The organism is Kocuria rhizosphaericola, from assembly GCF_044462205.1.
In the GTDB taxonomy this organism is placed as follows: Bacteria; Actinomycetota; Actinomycetes; order Actinomycetales; family Micrococcaceae; genus Kocuria; species Kocuria rhizosphaericola.
Genome location: NZ_JBISWK010000118.1, coordinates 53,049 through 70,623 on the forward strand (window position 1 = coordinate 53,049; position 17,575 = coordinate 70,623).

The 17,575-nt window shown below is 74.8% G+C and carries 17 protein-coding genes; 10 read left to right on the plus strand and 7 right to left on the minus strand.

The annotated features are described in order from the left end of the window. Nucleotides 1-11 precede the first annotated feature (11 nt). The 3 genes from ACH9D2_RS11980 to ACH9D2_RS11990 are packed head-to-tail and all read left to right on the plus strand — an operon-like array spanning nt 12 to nt 2,994. Complete coding sequence (locus tag ACH9D2_RS11980; protein WP_396363034.1) at nt 12-761, plus strand: lysophospholipid acyltransferase family protein; 750 nt, start codon at nt 12-14, stop codon at nt 759-761. Continuing rightward, a complete protein-coding gene (locus tag ACH9D2_RS11985; RefSeq protein ID WP_396363035.1) occupies nt 758-1,879 on the plus strand; it encodes an NAD(P)H-dependent glycerol-3-phosphate dehydrogenase in 1,122 nt (373 codons plus the stop codon). Before ACH9D2_RS11980 ends, ACH9D2_RS11985 begins: the two co-directional genes overlap by 4 nt. Further along, nucleotides 1,876-2,994 carry a D-alanine--D-alanine ligase gene (locus tag ACH9D2_RS11990; RefSeq protein WP_396363036.1) on the plus strand — a complete coding sequence of 373 codons (1,119 nt, stop codon included), beginning with the start codon at nt 1,876-1,878 and terminating at the stop codon, nt 2,992-2,994. The genes ACH9D2_RS11985 and ACH9D2_RS11990 overlap by 4 nt, the downstream gene beginning before the upstream one ends. A 33-nt stretch (nt 2,995-3,027) precedes the next feature. On the opposite strand, the gene ACH9D2_RS11995 is transcribed toward ACH9D2_RS11990, so the two are convergent. Continuing rightward, nucleotides 3,028-3,630 carry a sortase domain-containing protein gene (locus ACH9D2_RS11995; protein ID WP_396363037.1) on the minus strand — a complete coding sequence of 201 codons (603 nt, stop codon included), beginning with the start codon at nt 3,628-3,630 and terminating at the stop codon, nt 3,028-3,030. Nucleotides 3,631-3,734: 104 nt separating this feature from the next. Continuing rightward, nucleotides 3,735-4,418 carry a hypothetical protein gene (locus ACH9D2_RS12000; protein WP_396363038.1) on the minus strand — a complete coding sequence of 228 codons (684 nt, stop codon included), beginning with the start codon at nt 4,416-4,418 and terminating at the stop codon, nt 3,735-3,737. Between the two features lie 479 nt (nt 4,419-4,897). On the opposite strand from ACH9D2_RS12000, the gene ACH9D2_RS12005 reads away from it, so the two are divergent. Together ACH9D2_RS12005 and ACH9D2_RS12010 are read left to right on the plus strand one after the other, a co-directional pair. Next, nucleotides 4,898-5,674 (plus strand): ABC transporter ATP-binding protein, encoded by a 777-nt coding sequence (locus ACH9D2_RS12005; protein WP_396363040.1) that lies wholly within the window; start codon nt 4,898-4,900, stop codon nt 5,672-5,674. Further along, entirely contained in the window at nt 5,671-6,951 is a 1,281-nt protein-coding gene (locus ACH9D2_RS12010; protein WP_396363041.1) for an FtsX-like permease family protein, read from the plus strand. The genes ACH9D2_RS12005 and ACH9D2_RS12010 overlap by 4 nt, the downstream gene beginning before the upstream one ends. 24 nt (nt 6,952-6,975) lie before the next feature. Here the strand turns inward: ACH9D2_RS12010 and ACH9D2_RS12015 are convergent, their stop codons facing one another. Together ACH9D2_RS12015 and ACH9D2_RS12020 are read right to left on the minus strand one after the other, a co-directional pair. Then, on the minus strand, nt 6,976-7,281 hold the full coding sequence (locus ACH9D2_RS12015) for a DUF4193 domain-containing protein (protein ID WP_396363042.1): 306 nt from the start codon (nt 7,279-7,281) through the stop codon (nt 6,976-6,978). Between the two features lie 131 nt (nt 7,282-7,412). After that, a complete protein-coding gene (locus ACH9D2_RS12020; protein ID WP_396363044.1) occupies nt 7,413-7,904 on the minus strand; it encodes a DUF3515 family protein in 492 nt (163 codons plus the stop codon). Nucleotides 7,905-7,968: 64 nt separating this feature from the next. Here ACH9D2_RS12020 and thiL point away from each other — a divergent pair, with 64 nt between their 5' ends. The 5 genes from thiL (at nt 7,969) to ACH9D2_RS12045 (ending at nt 14,426) form a co-directional block, all read left to right on the plus strand. Beyond that, nucleotides 7,969-9,075 (plus strand): thiamine-phosphate kinase, encoded by a 1,107-nt coding sequence (gene thiL, locus ACH9D2_RS12025; RefSeq protein ID WP_396363045.1) that lies wholly within the window; start codon nt 7,969-7,971, stop codon nt 9,073-9,075. Continuing rightward, a complete protein-coding gene (locus ACH9D2_RS12030) occupies nt 9,065-10,024 on the plus strand; it encodes a DAK2 domain-containing protein (protein ID WP_396363047.1) in 960 nt (319 codons plus the stop codon). Before thiL ends, ACH9D2_RS12030 begins: the two co-directional genes overlap by 11 nt. Before the next feature lie 12 nt (nt 10,025-10,036). Continuing rightward, nucleotides 10,037-12,334: a DEAD/DEAH box helicase gene (locus ACH9D2_RS12035; protein ID WP_396363048.1), complete on the plus strand. Its 2,298-nt coding sequence runs from the start codon at nt 10,037-10,039 to the stop codon at nt 12,332-12,334. 79 nt (nt 12,335-12,413) lie between these two features. Beyond that, the gene (rsmD, locus tag ACH9D2_RS12040) at nt 12,414-13,013 is read left to right on the plus strand and encodes a 16S rRNA (guanine(966)-N(2))-methyltransferase RsmD (RefSeq protein WP_396363050.1); all 600 of its coding nucleotides are present in this window, start codon (nt 12,414-12,416) and stop codon (nt 13,011-13,013) included. Between the two features lie 90 nt (nt 13,014-13,103). Further along, nucleotides 13,104-14,426: a nucleotide sugar dehydrogenase gene (locus ACH9D2_RS12045; RefSeq protein WP_396363051.1), complete on the plus strand. Its 1,323-nt coding sequence runs from the start codon at nt 13,104-13,106 to the stop codon at nt 14,424-14,426. A gap of 76 nt (nt 14,427-14,502) precedes the next feature. On the opposite strand, the gene ACH9D2_RS12050 is transcribed toward ACH9D2_RS12045, so the two are convergent. The 3 genes from ACH9D2_RS12050 to ACH9D2_RS12060 form a co-directional block, all read right to left on the minus strand. After that, on the minus strand, nt 14,503-14,748 hold the full coding sequence (locus tag ACH9D2_RS12050; RefSeq protein ID WP_396363052.1) for a hypothetical protein: 246 nt from the start codon (nt 14,746-14,748) through the stop codon (nt 14,503-14,505). Nucleotides 14,749-14,981: 233 nt separating this feature from the next. Continuing rightward, on the minus strand, nt 14,982-16,208 hold the full coding sequence (locus ACH9D2_RS12055; RefSeq protein ID WP_396363053.1) for an aminotransferase class I/II-fold pyridoxal phosphate-dependent enzyme: 1,227 nt from the start codon (nt 16,206-16,208) through the stop codon (nt 14,982-14,984). Between the two features lie 10 nt (nt 16,209-16,218). After that, on the minus strand, nt 16,219-17,547 hold the full coding sequence (locus ACH9D2_RS12060; RefSeq protein WP_396363054.1) for a wax ester/triacylglycerol synthase domain-containing protein: 1,329 nt from the start codon (nt 17,545-17,547) through the stop codon (nt 16,219-16,221). Nucleotides 17,548-17,575 lie beyond the last annotated feature (28 nt).

Below are 17,575 nucleotides of genomic sequence, written 5' to 3' on the forward strand. Positions count from 1 at the left end.
CGGGCCCGCCGATGAGCCGCACCTCGAACCGCCGCCTGTTCCGCGTGCTCGCGTGCGTGGTCAAGCCGGCCTACGGGCTGGCGGCCCGGCTGCGCTGGACGGGGGAGGAGCACCTGCCCGCCGAGGGAGGCTTCATCGTGGTGCCCAACCACCTCACCGAGCTCGATCCCCTGACGGTCGCCATCACGCTCTACGACAACGGGATCATGCCGCGCTTCCTGGCGAAGGAGTCGCTGTTCCGCGCTCCCGGGGTGGGATCGGTGCTCCGGGCCACGGGCCAGGTCCCCGTGCTGCGCGGCACGGCCGACGCCGCGGCGGCACTGACGGCCGCCCGCGCCGAGCTGGCCTCCGGCGGCGCCGTGGTGATCTACCCCGAGGGGACCCTCACCCGCGACCCCGACCGGTGGCCGATGACCGGGCACACGGGTGCCGCGCGCCTGGCCCTCGCCACCGGGGTCCCGGTGGTCCCGGTGGCGCACTGGGGGGACCAGGAGGTCCTCGACCACGACCGCTCCACCGGCCGGCGCACGGTCAGCCTCTTCCCCCGGAAGGACGTGCGCGTGCGGATCGGTCCGCCCGTGGACCTCGCGCCGTGGCGGGACGACGTCCCCGACCTGACCCATCCGGTGGGCCGCCACGCGGCACAGCTCGAGGACGCCACGGACGCCGTCATGCGCGCCGTGACCCGGGAGCTCGCGGTGCTGCGCGGGACGGACGCGCCGGCCGCCCTCTGGGACCGCCGCCGAGGAGGCCGCCCGTGACACCGCCCGAGACCACCGTGCCCCGCCCCGGCGGCCTGCCCGCCGCCGGACCTCGGAGGATCGCCGTCCTCGGCGCCGGGTCGTGGGGCACGACCTTCGCCAAGATCCTCGCCGACAGCGCGCGGGAGGCCGCGCACGGCCGCCACGAGCCGCTCGGGCGGACCGTGGCGCTGTGGGGGCGCAGCACCTCCGCGATGGGCCACACCGCGCGCACCCGCGTCAACGACCGGTACGTCCCCGGCATCCGACTGCCCGAGCGGCTGGAGATCACCGCCGACCTCGCCGCCGCCGTGCGCGGGGCGGACCTCGTGGTCCTCGCCGTGCCCGCCCAGTCCCTGCGCGCCCAGCTGGCCGCCGTGGCCGGGCACCTGGAGCGGGACACCGTGGTGCTGTCCCTCGCCAAGGGGCTCGAGCGGGACACCGGCCTGCGGATGAGCGAGGTGGTCGCCGAGGAGCTGGGACGGTCCACCGGCCTGGGCGCCGAGCACTGGCGGACGCGCACGTGCGTGCTCTCCGGCCCCAACCTGGCCATGGAGATCGCGGAGGAGCAGCCCACGGCCTCCGTCGTGGCGGCCCCCGCCACGGACCTGGCCACCTGGGTGGCGCACGCCTGCCGGACCCGCTACTTCCGCCCCTACACGAACACGGACGTGGTGGGCACCGAGATCGGCGGCGTCGTCAAGAACGTCATCGCCCTCGGCGTGGGCATCGCCGACGGCCGTCACTTCGGGGAGAACTCGAAGGCCTCCATCATCACCCGCGGGCTCGCCGAGACCACCCGGCTCGCGCTCGCCCTGGGCGGGAAGCTGGAGACGCTCTCCGGGCTGGCGGGGCTGGGGGACCTCGTGGCCACCTGCTCCTCGCCGCTGTCCCGCAACCGCACCGCGGGCCGGCTCCTCGGCCTGGGCCTGACCCCCGCGGAGGTGCAGGAGGAGATGACCCAGACCGCCGAGGGCATCAAGTCCGCCCCGGCCGTGCTCGCCCTCGCCCGCCGCCACGGCGTCGACATGCCCATCACCGAGGCCGTCGTGGCCATCCTCCGCGAGGAGATCACCATCGACGACGTGGCTCAGCTGCTGCTGGGCCGAGAGATCAAATCCGAAGGGACCGCCCCATGACTCCCCGCCCCTGCGTCGCCGTGCTGTTCGGCGGGCGCTCCAGCGAGCACGCCATCTCCCTCATCACGGCCCGGGGCGTCCTGCGCGCCATCGACCGGGAGAAGTGGGACGTGGTGACCGTCGGCATCGCCACCTCCGGCGAGTGGTTCCTCTGCCCGCAGGAGGAGCTGGAGGCCCTGCTCGACGCGAACCCGATCGCCGAGCTGCCCGTGGGCGACGAGCTCGTGAGCCTGCCGCTGAAGGTCGGGGAGAGCGAGCTCATCGTCCGCCAGGACGGTCCCTGCGGGCAGACCGTCAGCCGGGACCGGCACATCGACGTGGTCCTGCCCCTGCTGCACGGCCCGTTCGGCGAGGACGGCACCCTGCAGGGCCTGCTCGAGCTCGCCGACCTGCGCTACGTGGGCTGCGGCGTCACCGCCTCCGCGGTGGGGATGGACAAGCACTTCATGAAGCTCGCCTTCGAGGCGGCGGGCCTGGAGGTGGGCCCCTACACCGTGGTGACCGACCGGCAGTGGGCCCTGGACCCCCACGCCGTGCGCGAGCGCATCGCCGAGCTGGGCTTCCCCGTGTTCGTCAAGCCCGCCCGCGCGGGGTCATCCTTCGGCATCACGAAGGTGGACCGCGCCGAGGAGCTGGACGACGCGATCGGGTCCGCCCGCGAGCACGACCGCAAGCTCGTGGTCGAGGCCGGGATCGTGGGACGGGAGATCGAGTGCGCCGTGCTCCAGGGCCGCGGGACGGCCGCCGCCCGGACCTCCATGCCGGGCGAGATCGAGATCGTCGACGAGCACGCGTTCTACGACTTCGAGGCGAAGTACGTCTCGCAGGCCTCCGCGAAGCTCAGCTGCCCGGCGGACCTGCCGGCGGAGGCGATCGAGACGATCCGCCGCCGCGCCGTGACCGCCTTCGAGGCGCTGGACGGGGAGGGCCTGTGCCGTGCCGACTTCTTCTACACCCCGGACGGCCGGGTGGTCATCAACGAGATCAACACGATGCCCGGGTTCACGCCGATCTCGATGTACCCCCGGATGTGGGCCGCGTCGGGACTCGACTACGCCGGGCTGATCGACGAGCTCCTGGGCCTCGCCCTGGAACGGCCGGTGGGGCTGCGCTGAGCCGCGGCACGGTGCGGGGGCGGGACGCCCGCCTCACGGAGCGGGCGACGCGGTGACGACGACGTTCTTGTCGACCGCGTCCCGGGTGTAGCAGCTGATCAGGACGATGCGGTTCGGGACGACCCGCCAGATCTCGCTGTCCTTCAGCGTGTCCTTCTCGTAGGTGGTCACCGACTCCACCACGTAGTCGAGGGTCCCGTCCACGGTCTCGACCTCGAGCTCCTCCCCGACCAGCGCCGGGTCGCTCAGCTTGTTGAAGGGCAGCTCGACCTTCTCGTAGCTGTGCCCGGCGATGTACGTGGTGTTCGTCGAGCCCTCACCGGGCATCCCGTACGGGGTGAGCCGGTAGCCGTTGTAGGTCTGCGGCGGCACGAGGGACCCGCCCGCGAGATCCTCGTCCGTCGGGTCGTAGGGGCGCACGTCCGCGTCGAAGCCCACGGAGTCGATGCTCAGGCGCAGCGGCGACGCCGCGGCCGGCGTGTGCCCCAGGAGGTGCTGGGCGAGGAACCACTGGTTCATCAGCGCCACCCACAGCACGGCGGCGCACAGCGTCACCACGGCCGCCCGGCGGGCCAGCGGGTCCTTCTCCGTGGCCGGGGCCGGGCGCGGCGGACCCGCCACGGTGCTGGTTGCCATGCTGTCCTGTCCGTCCTGGTCTGTCGCTGTCCCGGTCGGGCGCGCCGGGTGCTGTGCCGTGCCGGCGCCGCCCCGCGGGCGCCACCGGCACGGCACGGGGACGCTCAGGCGCCGCTGCGCCCGAGCCGCCGTGCCCGGTACGCGAGCGCACCGGGAAGGGCCACCGCCGCCGCGAGCAGCGCCGTGAGCAGACCGGCGCCGGCCGTCTGCTCCAGCGGTGCCGCGGTGAGGCGGGTGTCCACGTTGAGCCCCGGGTTCGCGGCCCCGACCGCGGTCTCCTGGAGCGCGAGCTCCGGGGCCACCGCCTGCTCGACCGCGGCCGGTGCCGCGGGTGCCGCGTCGGAGAGCTCCGCTGCCGCGGGTGCCGCAGGTGCCGCAGGTGCCGCGGGTGGCGCGTCGGCGAGGGCCGGTGCCGGCTCGGGGACCGGGGCCGCCGCCGGTGCGGGCGGGCCCGCCTCGACGGGGGCGGGGACGTCCACGGCTGCCGCGGCCGGCAGCTCGATCGCGGCCACGTCGGCGGCGACGGGTGCCGGCTCGGGGGCCGGGGCCGCCGGTGCGGGCGGGCCCGCCTCGGTGACCAGGACCTCGGTGGCCGGGACGTCCGCGGGTGCGGCCGGTGTCACCGGCGCGGCACCGGCCGCTTCGCCGGAAGCGGCCGTGCCCGGTGGAACTCCGCCCGGCGGGGCGTCGCCCGGTGCGGCGACCGCGGCCGGGGCGCCCAGGAACAGGCCCCCCACCAGCACGGTCGCCGAGGCACCGGCGACAGCCAGTCTTCTCGTAGTAGTCATGTCGATGTGTCTCCTGTATCCCGTCGTCGGCCCGGGCCCACCCCAGGACCGCCAGCGCGCCGCACGACCCCACCGGGATCGTTCTCGCGCCCCCGCGCGGACGGACCCCCGTCACGTCGTGCTGCTCGTCGTCCGGCCCGGACGGACCGTGCGCCCGTCCCGCGGAGTTCGGAACCCCCGGCCGAAGAACAGCTGTGCTGTTAACTATCGTCCACTTCCACGCATTAGCAAGGGCGAACGGCTACGTGACAGGAGGAGTCGAGGATCCTCCGCCGGCCGCACCGGGCCCCATCGGGCCCCTGCCACCCGGCCGTCCGGGGACGTCGTCGCCCGCGGCCACGCGCCGTGCGGGCAGAGCACAGCACTAGTGGGGACACGGATCGGTTCGCCTCTGCCATTAGCGTGTGCACATGATGGGGGAGGGACGTGGTCCCACGGCGGCCGTCCGGGGGGACGGACGCTCCGACAAGGGGGATCCGATGACGTCCGTGGTGCTCGAGGCCGAGAACCTGGTCAAGATCTACGGCCGGGGGGACACCCGTTTCGCCGCGCTGCGCGGTGTGGACCTGCGGATCCGGCACGGGGAGTCCGTGGCGGTCGTCGGGAAGTCCGGCTCGGGCAAGTCGACCCTGATGCACCTGCTCGCGCTGCTCGACGCGCCGACCCACGGCTCGGTCCTCCTCGAGGGCAGGCCGGCGGCGTCGATGACGGCCCGTGAGCTCAACGAGACGCGCAACGCCGCGTTCGGTTTCGTGTTCCAGCAGTTCTACCTCACCCCGGACCAGACGGTGCTGGAGAACGTGGTCCTGCCGCTGAGGATCGCCGGGGTCCGCCCCGGGGCCCGCCGGCGCCGCGCCCTGGACGTGCTGGAGCGCCTGGAGGTGGCGGAGAAGGCCTCCAGCCGCGCCGTCGACCTGTCCGGCGGGCAGAAGCAGAGGGTCGCGATCGCCCGCGCCCTGGTCAACGATCCCTCCGTGATCTTCGCCGACGAGCCCACGGGCAACCTCGACTCGGCCACCGGCGCGGTGGTCCAGGACCTCCTGTTCGACCTCCACCGGGAGCAGGGCATCACCCTGGTCGTCGTCACCCACGACGAGGACCTCGCGCTGCGCTGCGGCCGCCAGGTGCACCTGCACGACGGTCTCGTCGTGGACGCGCCCGCCCTCGCCCCCGTCCTCGGGGCGGGCCCAGGGGGAGAGGGCGCCGACGCGGTGGGCGCCGAGGCGGTCGTGGGCGCGGCCGGGGGCGCCCGGTGAGGTGGCCGGACCTGCTCGGCTCCGCGGTCGCCAACACCCGGCGGGCCAGGATCCGCGCCACCCTGACCGTGCTGGCCGTCTTCATCGGTGCGTTCGCACTGACCCTCACCTCGGGCATGGGCACCGGGGTGAACCGGTACATCGACGACACCGTGGCCGCGTTCGGCGACGCCGACGCGCTCTACGTGCAGAAGTCCCAGCCCCTGATCGAGCTGTCCTCGACCTCCGGTCCCCGGGAGTACGATCCGGACACCACCCGGATCCGGACGGGGTTCGGCGTGTCCTTCGAGGGGCTGACCACCGAGGACATCGAGGTCATCGAGGGGATCGACGGGGTGCGCTCCGTGAAGCCGATGTACTCCGTGGCCCCCACCTACCTGGAGGCCGCCGACGGGAGCCGGTTCCAGCTCTCCCCGGGGATCCCCGTCGACGCCGTGGGCCTGCAGATGGTGGCCGGCGGAGCCCCGGCCGCCGGGCGGGACGAGATCGCGGTCCCCGACAGCTGGGTAGCGGACCTGGGCTTCTCCTCCGCCCGGGACGCCGTCGGGGGCCGCGTCGACGTGGTCATGACCAACATGGCGGAGCAGGACCGGGCGTTCCCGGCCACGATCTCCGGCGTGACGCAGGCCAGCCTCGTCGGGACGTCCCTGAACCCCATCCCGTCGGACTCCTTCAACGAGCGGCTCTACGACTACCAGGTCAGCGGCGTCCCGGAGGAGGTGCCGGAGAGTTTCGCGATGGCCACGGTCACGGTCGAGGACATGGCCCGGGCCCCCGGGATCCAGGCGCGGCTGGAGGACCACGGCATGCTCGGCCTGACCGTGGAGGACCAGCTCGGCATGTTCCGCGCCGTCATCAACGCCATCGTGTGGATCCTCAACGCCTGCGCCGTCATCGCGCTCGTGGCCGCCGGTCTCGGCATCGTCAACACCCTGCTGATGTCGGTGCAGGAGCGGACCCGGGAGATCGGCCTCATGAAGGCCATGGGGATGAGCGGGGGCAGGGTCTTCGGCCTGTTCTCCCTCGAGGCCGTCTTCATCGGCTTCCTCGGGGCGGTGGTCGGCGCGGTCACGGGCGTCGTCGGCGGCTCGGCCCTGAGCGGCGCTCTGGCCGACGGGTTCCTCTCGGGGCTGCCCGGGCTGTCCCTCTTCGCGTTCGAGCCGTGGCGGGTGGCGCTGATCGTGCTCTCCGTCATGGGGATCGCGTTCCTGGCCGGGACGATCCCCGCCGTCCGGGCCGCTCGGAAGGACCCCATCGCTGCCCTGCGCCACGAGTGACCGGGCCGGGTCGGGACCGGGCCGTCAGCCCTCGCACTCGATGCAGTACCGGGCGCCGTCCTTCTCACGAGCGAGCTGGCTGCGGTGGCGGACCAGGAAGCAGGACATGCAGGTGAACTCGTCGTCCTGCTCGGGCACCACCTGGATGAGCAGCTCCTCCTGGGACAGGTCCGCCCCGGGCAGGTCGATGCCCTCCGCCGTGTCCGCGTCGTCGACGTCGATCGCCGGGCTCTGCGTGCTGGCGCTGCGCTGCGCCTGGATCACCTCGAGGGACTCGTTGGCGGGCTCGTCCTCGGGCTTGACGCGGGGCTCGTCGTAATCGGTTGCCACGGGTGTGCCTCCTTCTGGGCGTGGTGCGGTCGCGTGCATGTCCACGCCACAACCCGGTGGGGCATGGGCCTATTCCCGAGCTCCCGGCACGTGCCGGGGACGGAGCGGCGGACGCCGCCCCCGCCTCCGGGTCACAGACCCTCCACGGTGTCCTGCAGGTCCAGGCACTGGCGCTCCGCGGGGATCTGCTCCACCGCGGAGCCCAGCTCCACGAGCAGGGTGGAGGACGCCACGGCGGTGCTGTCGAAGACCACCTCGACGGCCGGGTCGCGGCCGTAGGTCGTGGCGGTCCACGTGCTCCCGTCCTCGTCCTGGCGGATCAGCCAGTCGACGTCGTTGACGGAGGAGCAGGCGTCCGTGGTGGGCCCGGGCGGCGTGACGCCGCAGCGCACGACGGCCGCGGTGGGCTCGCCGTAGGCCGTGGTGGCCTGGCTCGTGGTCTCGCGCCGGTCGTGCTCGCCGACGGTCTCCGGCATGGCCAGCATCGCCGGGGCGCACCCCGGGTCGGCGGCGTTCGCGGCGGGGTCCACGGTGACGGCGGGGGAGCACCCCGACAGGACGGCCACCAGGGCTCCCGCCCCCAGCACGGCGCGGGCGGGTCGGGACAGGGAGAGCGAGGGCATGCCCCCAGCGTAATCCTCGAGGAGCCCCGTTCCCGCGTCCGGGGCCGTCGTTAGGATGAGCGCCATGACCCGACCCCCAGCGGAGCAGCCCCCCGTGCCCGACGCCCCGCCCGGACCGGGGCCGACCGTCGGGGAGCTCTCCGAGGCGGAGCTGCTCGAGCTCGTGCTGCCCCTGCTCCTGCGTCCCGCCGCCCCGCGCCCCGGAGCGGACCAGGTGCTGCTCGGCCCCGGCGACGACTGCGCCGTGGTCGCGGCCCCGGACGGGCGGTACGTGATCACCACGGACACCCAGGTGCAGGACCAGGACTTCCGGCTCGCCTGGGTAGGCGGCGCGGTCACCACCGGCTACGACACCGGGAGGAAGTGCGCGGCGCAGAACCTCGCCGACGTCGCCGCGATGGGCGCCGTCCCGTCGGCCGTCGTCGTCTCGCTCACCCTGCCGCCGGAGACGCCCGTGTCCTGGCCCCTGGACTTCGCCCGCGGTCTCCTGGCCGGGTTCGAGGCCATGGGCGCGGACCGCTGCGCCGTGGTCGGCGGGGACCTGGGCGCGGGTCGGGAGCTGTCGGTCACGGCCACGGTGACGGGCGACCTCGAGGGCCGGGACCCGGTGCGCCGGTCCGGTGCGGGGGAGGGCGGCACGGTGGCGCTCGCGGGGACCACCGGACGTGCCGCCGCGGGCGTGGCGCTGCTCGAGGACCTCCGCTACCGGCCCGGGCGGGACGAGGTCCTGGACGGGCTCGCGGCGGCGCAGCTGCGGCCGTGCGCTCCCGTGCCCGCCGGCCCCGCCGCCGCCCGCGCCGGTGCCACCGCGATGATCGACCTCTCCGACGGCCTGCTCCGCGACGCCGGCAGGGTCGCGGCCGCCAGCGGCGTCGTCGTCGACCTCGACGGCGCGGCCGTGGCCGAACTGGCCGAGCCCCTGCGCCCGGCCGCCCGGCTGCTCGGGACGGACCCGCGCGACTGGGTGCTGACCGGTGGCGAGGACCACGGGCTGCTCGCCGTCTTTCCCCGGGGCGTGCCGCTGCCCGGCATGTTCCGTGCGATAGGCTCGTGTGCGCCCGCGCCCCCGGCGCACGACGACACCCTCCCCCGGGTGCTGCTCGACGGACGAGCGCCGCAGCTCGCTCTCGGGCACCCGGTCGGCGAAGGATGGGATCACTTTGAACCATAGGATCGGATCGAACGCGGCCGTCATGCGGCGGTGGCTCGACCTGGCCCACCGTGATCTCGTCCGCCACAGCCCGGTGCTGAACGCCCTCAACGTCTTCCCGGTCGCGGACGCCGACACCGGGACCAACCTCGCGACCACCGTGCGCGCCGCGGCCGAGGCCGCCGCCCTGCTCGAGACCGGCGACGTCGGGGAGCTGCTCTCCCTCGCCGGTCAGGCCGCCCTCGAGGAGGCCCGCGGCAACTCGGGCACCCTGTTCTCCGTCTTCCTCACGGCCGTGGGCCGCTCCCTGGAGGGGAGCACGCGGATGACCGCCGAGTCCGTGCGGCTGGCCCTGCACGCAGGTCACGTGCGCGCCTGGAGCGTCCTGACCGACCCCGTGGACGGGACCATGCTCTCCGTCCTGGAGGCCGCCGCCGCCGTGCCCGTGCCGCAGGGAATCGAGGACGGGTCCAACCAGCAGCTCAAGGAGTTCCTGGCCGGCGTCAGCACCGCCGCCCGCGCCGCGGTCCTCGTGACCCCGGACCAGCTCGAGATCCTGCGCGAGACCGGCACGGTGGACGCCGGCGCACTGGGCATGCTCGTGGTCTTCGACGCCCTCGCCCGCACCGTGGGCGGCGACGACGCCGGCGACGAGAACGCGCTCGACGCGCTGATCGACGCCGCCGCGGCCCGGGCCGCCGGCGCCGGGGACGCGCCGCACGCCGTGCACGGCGGCGTGGAGGTGATGTGCACCGTGGAGCTGACCCCGCTGGACGCCGCGGAGCTGCGCCACGAGCTCAGCGAGGTGGGCACCAGCGTGATCATGAGCGCGGTCACCGAGACGGGGGACGGCTACCGGTGGCGCGTCCACGTCCACGTGCCGCGCCCCGAGGACGCGCTCACGGTGATCGGCGCCCGCGGCAAGGCCGTCAACCTCACGGTGACCTCCCTCTCGGAGGCGGACGGATGAGGCACTTCTGAGATGACCCCATCCCACGGCGGCGGGGCGTTCCCCGACCAGGTCTCCGAGCTCGACCAGCCGCTGGCCCGGCTGCTGGGCCGGACCACGGCCGACCAGCTGTCCCGGCAGCTCTCGGTGTCCACGATCGGGCAGCTGCTCGACCACTTACCCCGCAAGTACATGCCGCGGGGCGAGCTCACCCCGTTCTCGGAGCTGCGCATCGACCAGCAGGCGACCATCGTGGCCGAGGTCGTGCACGCCTCCACCCGCCAGATGCGCTCCCGGCGCGGGTCCATCACGGACGTGGTGATCACCGACCGCGTCTCCTCCGACCCGCACCGGCTCTTCGCGGACGACGACCCCGGTCCGGGCCGGACGATGCGGCTGAGCTTCTTCAACGCCTGGACCGCGGCGAGGGACCTGCCCCCGGGCACGCACGCCCTGTTCTCCGGGAAGGTCGGGCTGTACAACGGCGCGGTGACCATGACGAACCCGCACTACGCGATCCTCGACCCCGATGCCCCGGAGGCGGGGGAGACCGCCGAGGAGCGCGCGGGTCGGCCCATCCCGATCTACCCGGCCACGGCCAAGCTGACCACGGACAAGATCGCCCGCGCCGTGCACTCGCTGCTGCCGGTCGTGGACTTCGGGGCGGTCCCGGACCCGCTGCCGGACGGGATCCGGGAGCGGGAGGGGCTCATGGGGCTCGAGGAGGCGTACTGGCAGGTCCACCGCCCCCGGGACACCCGCGCGCACGGGGAGGCGCGCCGCCGGTTCCGCTACCAGGAGGCGTTCCTGCTCCAGTGCGCCCTGGCCCGCCGCCGGGCCGAGCTCGCCGCGCACCCCACTACGGCCCGCCCGGGCGTCCCCGACGGGATGCTCGCCCGGTTCGACGCCGGGCTGCCGTTCGAGCTGACGGACGGTCAGCGCGCCGTGGGGGAGGAGCTCGCCGCGGAGCTGGCCGGCACCCACCCCATGAACCGGCTGCTCCAGGGCGACGTCGGCTCGGGCAAGACGCTCGTGGCCCTGCGTGCGATGCTGCAGGTGGTCGACTCCGGCGCGCAGGCCGCGCTGCTGGCCCCCACCGAGGTCCTCGCCGCCCAGCACCACGGCTCCGTGGTCCGCTCCCTGGGCCCGCTCGCGCAGGCCGGCCTGCTCGGCGGGGACCCGGACGGCACGCAGGTCGTGCTGCTCACGGGCTCGATGGGCGCCGCGGCGCGCAAGCGGGCCCTGCTGCAGATCGCGTCGGGGGAGGCCGGGATCGTGATCGGCACCCACGCCCTGCTCTCGGAGGTCGTGCAGTTCGCCGACCTCGGACTGGTCGTGGTGGACGAGCAGCACCGCTTCGGCGTCGAGCAGCGCGACCGGCTGCGGGACAAGGCCGGGCGGCCCCCGCACCTGCTGGTGATGACCGCGACCCCCATCCCGCGCACCGTGGCGATGACCGTCTTCGGGGACCTGGACGTCTCCGTCCTGGACCAGCTCCCGGCGGGACGGCAGCCGATCGCCACCCACACCGTGGGGCTCGTGGAGCACCCGGGCTGGGAGCGGCGCCTGTGGCGGCGCGCCCGGGAGGAGATCGACGCGGGCCGCCAGGTCTACGTCGTCGCGCCCAAGATCGGCGACGACGACGAGCCCCCGCCCCACGCCTCCCTCGCGGAGTCGGCACTGGCCGCGGCCTCCGACGACGAGGAGTCCGAGGCGTCGATGGCGTCCGTCACCTGGCTCGCGGAGCTCGTCGCCGCCGAGCCGGTGCTGGCCGGCGTGCGCGCCGAGGTGCTGCACGGCCGGCTCGACACGGACCGCAAGGCCCGCCTCATGGAGGAGTTCGCGTCGGGGGACGTGCCGCTGCTCGTGTGCACCACCGTGGTCGAGGTCGGCGTGGACGTCCCCAACGCCACGCTGATGATCATCGTCGACGCCGACCGGTTCGGCATCTCCCAGCTGCACCAGCTGCGCGGCCGGATCGGGCGCGGCGGGCACGCCGGCACGTGCCTGCTCGTCACCCGGCGCCCCGCCGAGCACCCGTCCCGGGAACGGATCGAGGTCGTAGCGGCCTCCACGGACGGGTTCGAGCTGGCCCGGGCCGACCTCGAGCTGCGCCGCGAGGGCGACATCCTCGGCGCCGCCCAGTCCGGGGGCCGCTCGACCCTGCGCCTGCTGCGGGCCCTCGACGACGCCGAGCTCATCGAGCGCGCCCGCCGCGACGCCGTGACGATCCTCGGCGAGGACCCGCAGCTGCTCGAGCACCCGGAGCTGGCCGAGGCCATCGAGCGCTACCTCGACCCGGACGCCGAGGCGTTCCTGGACCGGGGCTGAGCCCCGTGACACAGAGTGCCGCGAGGCGGAGTGCCGTGCCGCAGGGTCCCGTGCCGCCCGGGACGGAAGGAGAGCGCGCGTGAGCAGGATCATCGCCGGGGCCGCCGGAGGGCTGCGCCTGCAGTCCGTGCCGGGCCGGGACACCCGGCCCACGACCGACCGGGTCAAGGAGTCGCTCTTCGCACGCCTCGAGGCGTGGGGCATGCTCCGGGACGCCCTGGTCCTCGACCTGTTCGCGGGCTCCGGGGCCCTCGGCTGCGAGGCCGCGAGCCGCGGCGCGGCCTCCGTGACCCTCGTGGAGCGGCACGCGGGCGCGGCGCGGGTCTGCCGCGCCAACGCCGGGACGGTCCACCGGGCCCTCGGGCGCGACGACGTCGTCGCGGTCCGGCACGGGGCGGTCGGCGCCTACCTCGCGGACCCCGCCGAGGGGCCGTGGGACCTGGTGCTGGCCGACCCGCCCTACCCCCTCCCGGAGACGGAGCTCACCGCGGCCCTCGCCCCGCTGGCGGGGCGGCTGCGGGAGGGCGGGGTGCTCGTGGTCGAGCGCTCCTCCCGGTCCCCGGAGCCCGACTGGCCGCAGGGCCTGCGCCGCTTCGAGCAGAGGCGGCACGGGGAGACCACCATGTGGTTCGCCGAGACGGACGTCACATCGACGCCCCCGCACGGCGCGTCGCACTGAGCACCTGCGCCTCTGCGCGCACCCGCTTTGACAGGATTCGACAGGCAGCATCGAGCACGGGCCCCGGCCCGGGAGAGACGGAGGACGTCCATGAGGATCACGGTTCTGGGAACGGGCTACCTGGGGGCCACGCACGCCGCGTCGATGGCGGAGATGGGCTTCGAGGTGCTGGGGCTGGACGTGGACCCGGAGAAGGTCGACGCCCTGTCCCGCGGTGAGCTGCCCTTCCACGAGCCGGGCCTGGGCGAGCTGCTGCGCAAGCACGTGGGCACCGGCCGGCTGCGCTTCACCACGAGCTACGAGGAGGCCGGTGCCTTCGGCGACGTCCACTTCGTCGGAGTGGGCACCCCCCAGCGGGCCGGGAGCTTCGCGGCGGACATGCGCTACGTCGACGCCGCCGTCGGCTCGATCGCCGCGGCCGCCACGAAGGACTGCGTCATCGCAGGCAAGTCCACGGTCCCCGTCGGCTCCGCCCGCCGCCTGGCCGACCTGGCGAAGGCCTCCGCCCGCGACGGGGTGGACGTGTCCCTGGTGTGGAACCCCGAGTTCCTGCGCGAGGGCTACGCCGTGGAGGACACCCTGACCCCGGACCGGATGGTGCTGGGTGCGGAGGACGAGGCCGCGGAGGCCGTGATGCGCCGGGTCTACGCCCGCCAGCTCGAGGCCGGCGTCCCCCTGATCGTCACCGACTTCGAGACCGCCGAGCTCGTGAAGGTCGCGGCCAACGCCTTCCTGGCCACCAAGATCTCCTTCATCAACGCCTTGTCCGAGCTCACGGAGGCGGTCGGCGGGGACATCCGCACCCTGGCCGACGCGATCGGGCTGGACGAGCGGATCGGGCGCAAGTTCCTCAACGCCGGCGTGGGCTTCGGCGGCGGCTGCCTGCCCAAGGACATCCGCGCCCTGCGGGCCCGGGCCGCGGAGCTCGGGGTGGAGCAGGCGGTGCGCTTCCTGGCCGAGGTCGACGACATCAACGTCCGCCGCCGCGGGCACACGGTGGAGACGGTCATCCAGATGCTGGGCGGCTCCGTGGTGGGCCGGCAGGTCGCCGTGCTCGGGGCGGCCTTCAAGCCGGACTCCGACGACGTGCGCGACTCCCCGGCGCTGGACATCGCCGCCCGGCTGCACTCGATCGGCGCCGAGGTGGCCGTGTACGACCCCAAGGCCAACGCCAACGCCGCCAAGCGCTATCCCCGCCTGGACTACGTGGACTCCCTCGAGGCCGCCGTCACCGGGGCGGAGGTCGTGGTGCTGCTGACCGAGTGGGCCGAGTTCAAGGCGATGACCCCGGAGCAGCTCGACCCGCTCGTGGCCGTCCCGCAGATCCTCGACGGCCGCAACGTGCTCGACCCCGGCCGCTGGACCTCGGCAGGCTTCAGCTACCGGGCCCTGGGCCGCCGGGCCACGATCTGAGCGGGGTCCGGGCCGGCACCCCACGCAGACGGCCGCCGCTGCCGGGGCAGCGGCGGCCGTCGTGCCGGACGGGGGTTCAGTCCCCGTACTTCTCGAAGATCAGGTCGTCAGTGTTCTTGTCCAGCTGCATGGAGCTGCTGTGCTGGATGAGCCGGGCCACCGTGCTCGCCTCGTCCTCCGGCACGACGAGCAGATACTCCTCCACGCCGTCGTCGAGCGTCAGCTCGAACGTGTAGGACCCGGCGTACCCTTCGCCCTGAGCGCTGCGGATCACGTCGACGCTGGTGACGCGCCGGATGTTCTTGCCCTGTCCTGCTGGCATGGTTCCCCCTTCGGAGACATCCCTTCGGAAGGAGGTCGGCGACCGCGTGCGGGCGGATCCGGCAAGACGGCTCGACCTCCTGCTGACGGCGATCGTCGTCCGACCGCCCGACCCGCGGTGCCCTCGCTGTCCGCGGGCGCCGTGCGTCAGCTCCACGCTGGCCACCCGCTCCCGCAGTGCCAAGGGTGCTTACCACATGTGACGGGCCGTTCGCCGGGCGGAGGCGTCGCGGCTCAACCCGCCAGGCGCCGCCCCGCCTGCTCGAGGACGTCCAGGCGCTTGCCGAAGGAGAAGCGCATCCAGGACGCGTACAGCCGCCGGTGCTCCGCGGAGGCGAGGGCGGGTACGGGCACGCCCACCACACCGGCCCGCTCCGCCAGCACCGGGGCCAGGTGCGCGGCGTCCTCGACCTCGTACCGCTCGCACAGCCCGCGCACGTCGGCCACGACGAAGAACGTGCCCTGCGGCTCGAACGGCTCCGCGCCGGCCGCGGCCAGGCCCTGCACGAGCACGTCACGGCGCCGCCGGAAGTCCTCGGTGAGCCGGTCGTAGAAGCCGCCGGGCTGGCGGAGGGCGGTGGCCGCCCCGATCTGCAGCGGCGTGGCGGCGCTGTGGGTGAGATAGGCCTTGGTGGCGCGCACGGGGCCCACGAGGTGCGCCGGCCCGCTGACCCAGCCGACGCGCCACCCCGTGGCCGAGAAGGACTTGCCCACGGAGGAGACGGTGAGGGTCCGCTCGAAGGCCTCCGGCAGCGAGGCGAGCGGCCGGTGCCGGCCGGCGTAGCGCAGGTGCTCGTAGACCTCGTCGGTCACCACCACGCAGTCGTGCTCGGCGGCGAGCCCGGCCACGCGGGCCAGGACGTCGTCGTCGAACACGGTCCCGGTGGGGTTGTGCGGGTCGTTGAGGATCACCATGCGGGTGCGGGGCCCGAAGGCCGCGGCGAGACGGTCGGGGTCGGGGGAGAAGCACGGCGGCTCGAGGGGGACCGTGACCAGCCGCGCGCCCGCGAACTCCACGACGGCGCCGTAGAGGTCGTAGTGCGGCTCGAAGACCACCACCTCGTCCCCGGGCCGCAGGAACGCGAGCAGGCTCGCGGCCAGGCCCTCGGACGCACCCACGGTCACGACGACCCCGGCCCCCGGGTCCAGGTCGATCCCGTAGAACCGGTGCTGGTGCTCGGCGACGGCCTCCTGCAGCAGCGGCAGCCCGGCCACCGGGGAGTACTGGTTGCCGCCGCCGTGCAGCGCGTCCGTCGCGGCGCCGAGCATCTCCTGCGGACCGTCGACGTCCGGGAAGCCCTGCCCGAGGTTGATGGCGCCCGTCCGCGCGGCCAGCCGCGACATCTCCTCGAAGACGGTCCCGGAGAGCTCCCCGGTGCCGGTCAGCAGGCCGCCCCCGCGGGCCATGCGCTCCCACGGGGGGCCGGACGGGGACGGGGCGGCGGCGTCGGTGGCATCCATGGCGGCCAGTCTAGGGTCCCGCGGCGGCTCCCGGGGGCGGCGGCCCGGCGCCGAGCCGCACGAGGGTCCCGGCCAGTCCCGCCGCGAACACCGGGAGGTCCGGCACCACGTCGGCGTCGGCCACCACGTCGATGCCCAGGGTCCCCGCGTAGGAGACGACCCCCACGGCGAGGGCCAGGTTCCCCTGCACGGCTCCGAGCTGGAACAGCTCCCGCACCGGCGCCCCCGCGAAGAGCAGGGGCGCCGCGGGGCCGCGCACGTTGCTGAGCATGAGGTTGACGACCCGCTGCCGGTCCATGACCCGGACCATCCAGTGCTGGGCGAGACGACCACCCGGCCGGTACGGCGGGCGTGCGCGCTGCGCGGCGGTCGTCGCCGCGATCCGCCGCAGCCGCGCCACCGGATCGGGTTCGCCCACGGGCACGGCCACCACGCGCACACCGGTCCGGTTGCCCCCTGCGGGGTCGCCGGGACCGCGCACGGAGGCGGCCACCGACACCTTCAGCTCCGGCACGCCGGCCAGCTCCCCGCGCGCGGCCAGCAGCCGCCGGGCACCGCCCGCCACGGCGGTGAGCACCACGTCGTTGACCGTCCCGCCGTGCCGGTGGGCCAGCTCCCGGACCGCCGCGAGGTCCGCGCGCACGAGCACGGCGCCGCGCCGCGCGCCCACGGGACGGTTGATCGACAGCGCCGGTGCGCGGCCCTCCGCGAGCGCGCCGCGCACCTGGGCGGCCGAGCCGAGCAGGCGGGCCGCGGCGCGGGCCCGAGCAGGGACGGGGGGCGGACCGCCGCCCGCTCCCGGGCGGGCCGGCGCGTCCGGGGCGTCGCCGGGAGCGGGGTCGAACAGCGGGGCGAGCAGGGTCAGCGCCGCCAGTCCGTCCGCGAGGACGTGGTGCCACCGGATCAGCAGACCGGTCCTGCCGTCGGCGAGACCCGGGAGCAGCCACAGCTCCCACAGGGGCCGGTCCCGGGGCAGCGGGGCCGCGTCGATCCCGGCGCACACCCGGAGCAGGCCGTCCTCGTCCCCGGGAGGCGGCACCGGGCGGCTGCGCACGTGCCGGGAGACGTCGAAGACCGGGTCGTCGAGCCACACGGGCCGGCCGCCCCCGGGCCGCGCGAGCACCTGGCGGAGCCGCCGGACGTCCCGGGTGCGCCGCTCGACGTGCTCCCGGACGACCCCGAGCCGCAGGTGCCCGCCGGGATCGAGGAGGGGGCCGGCCTCCAGGAGCGCCAGGGCCGCGACGTGCATGGGCACCCCGTGCCGCTCCACGCGCAGGTTCGCCTCGTCCAGGGCGCTGATCCGCTGCCCGGTCCGCGCCCGGCCGCGCCGGTTGCTCATGGCGGTGCTCCGCTCGTGCGGTGGAGTC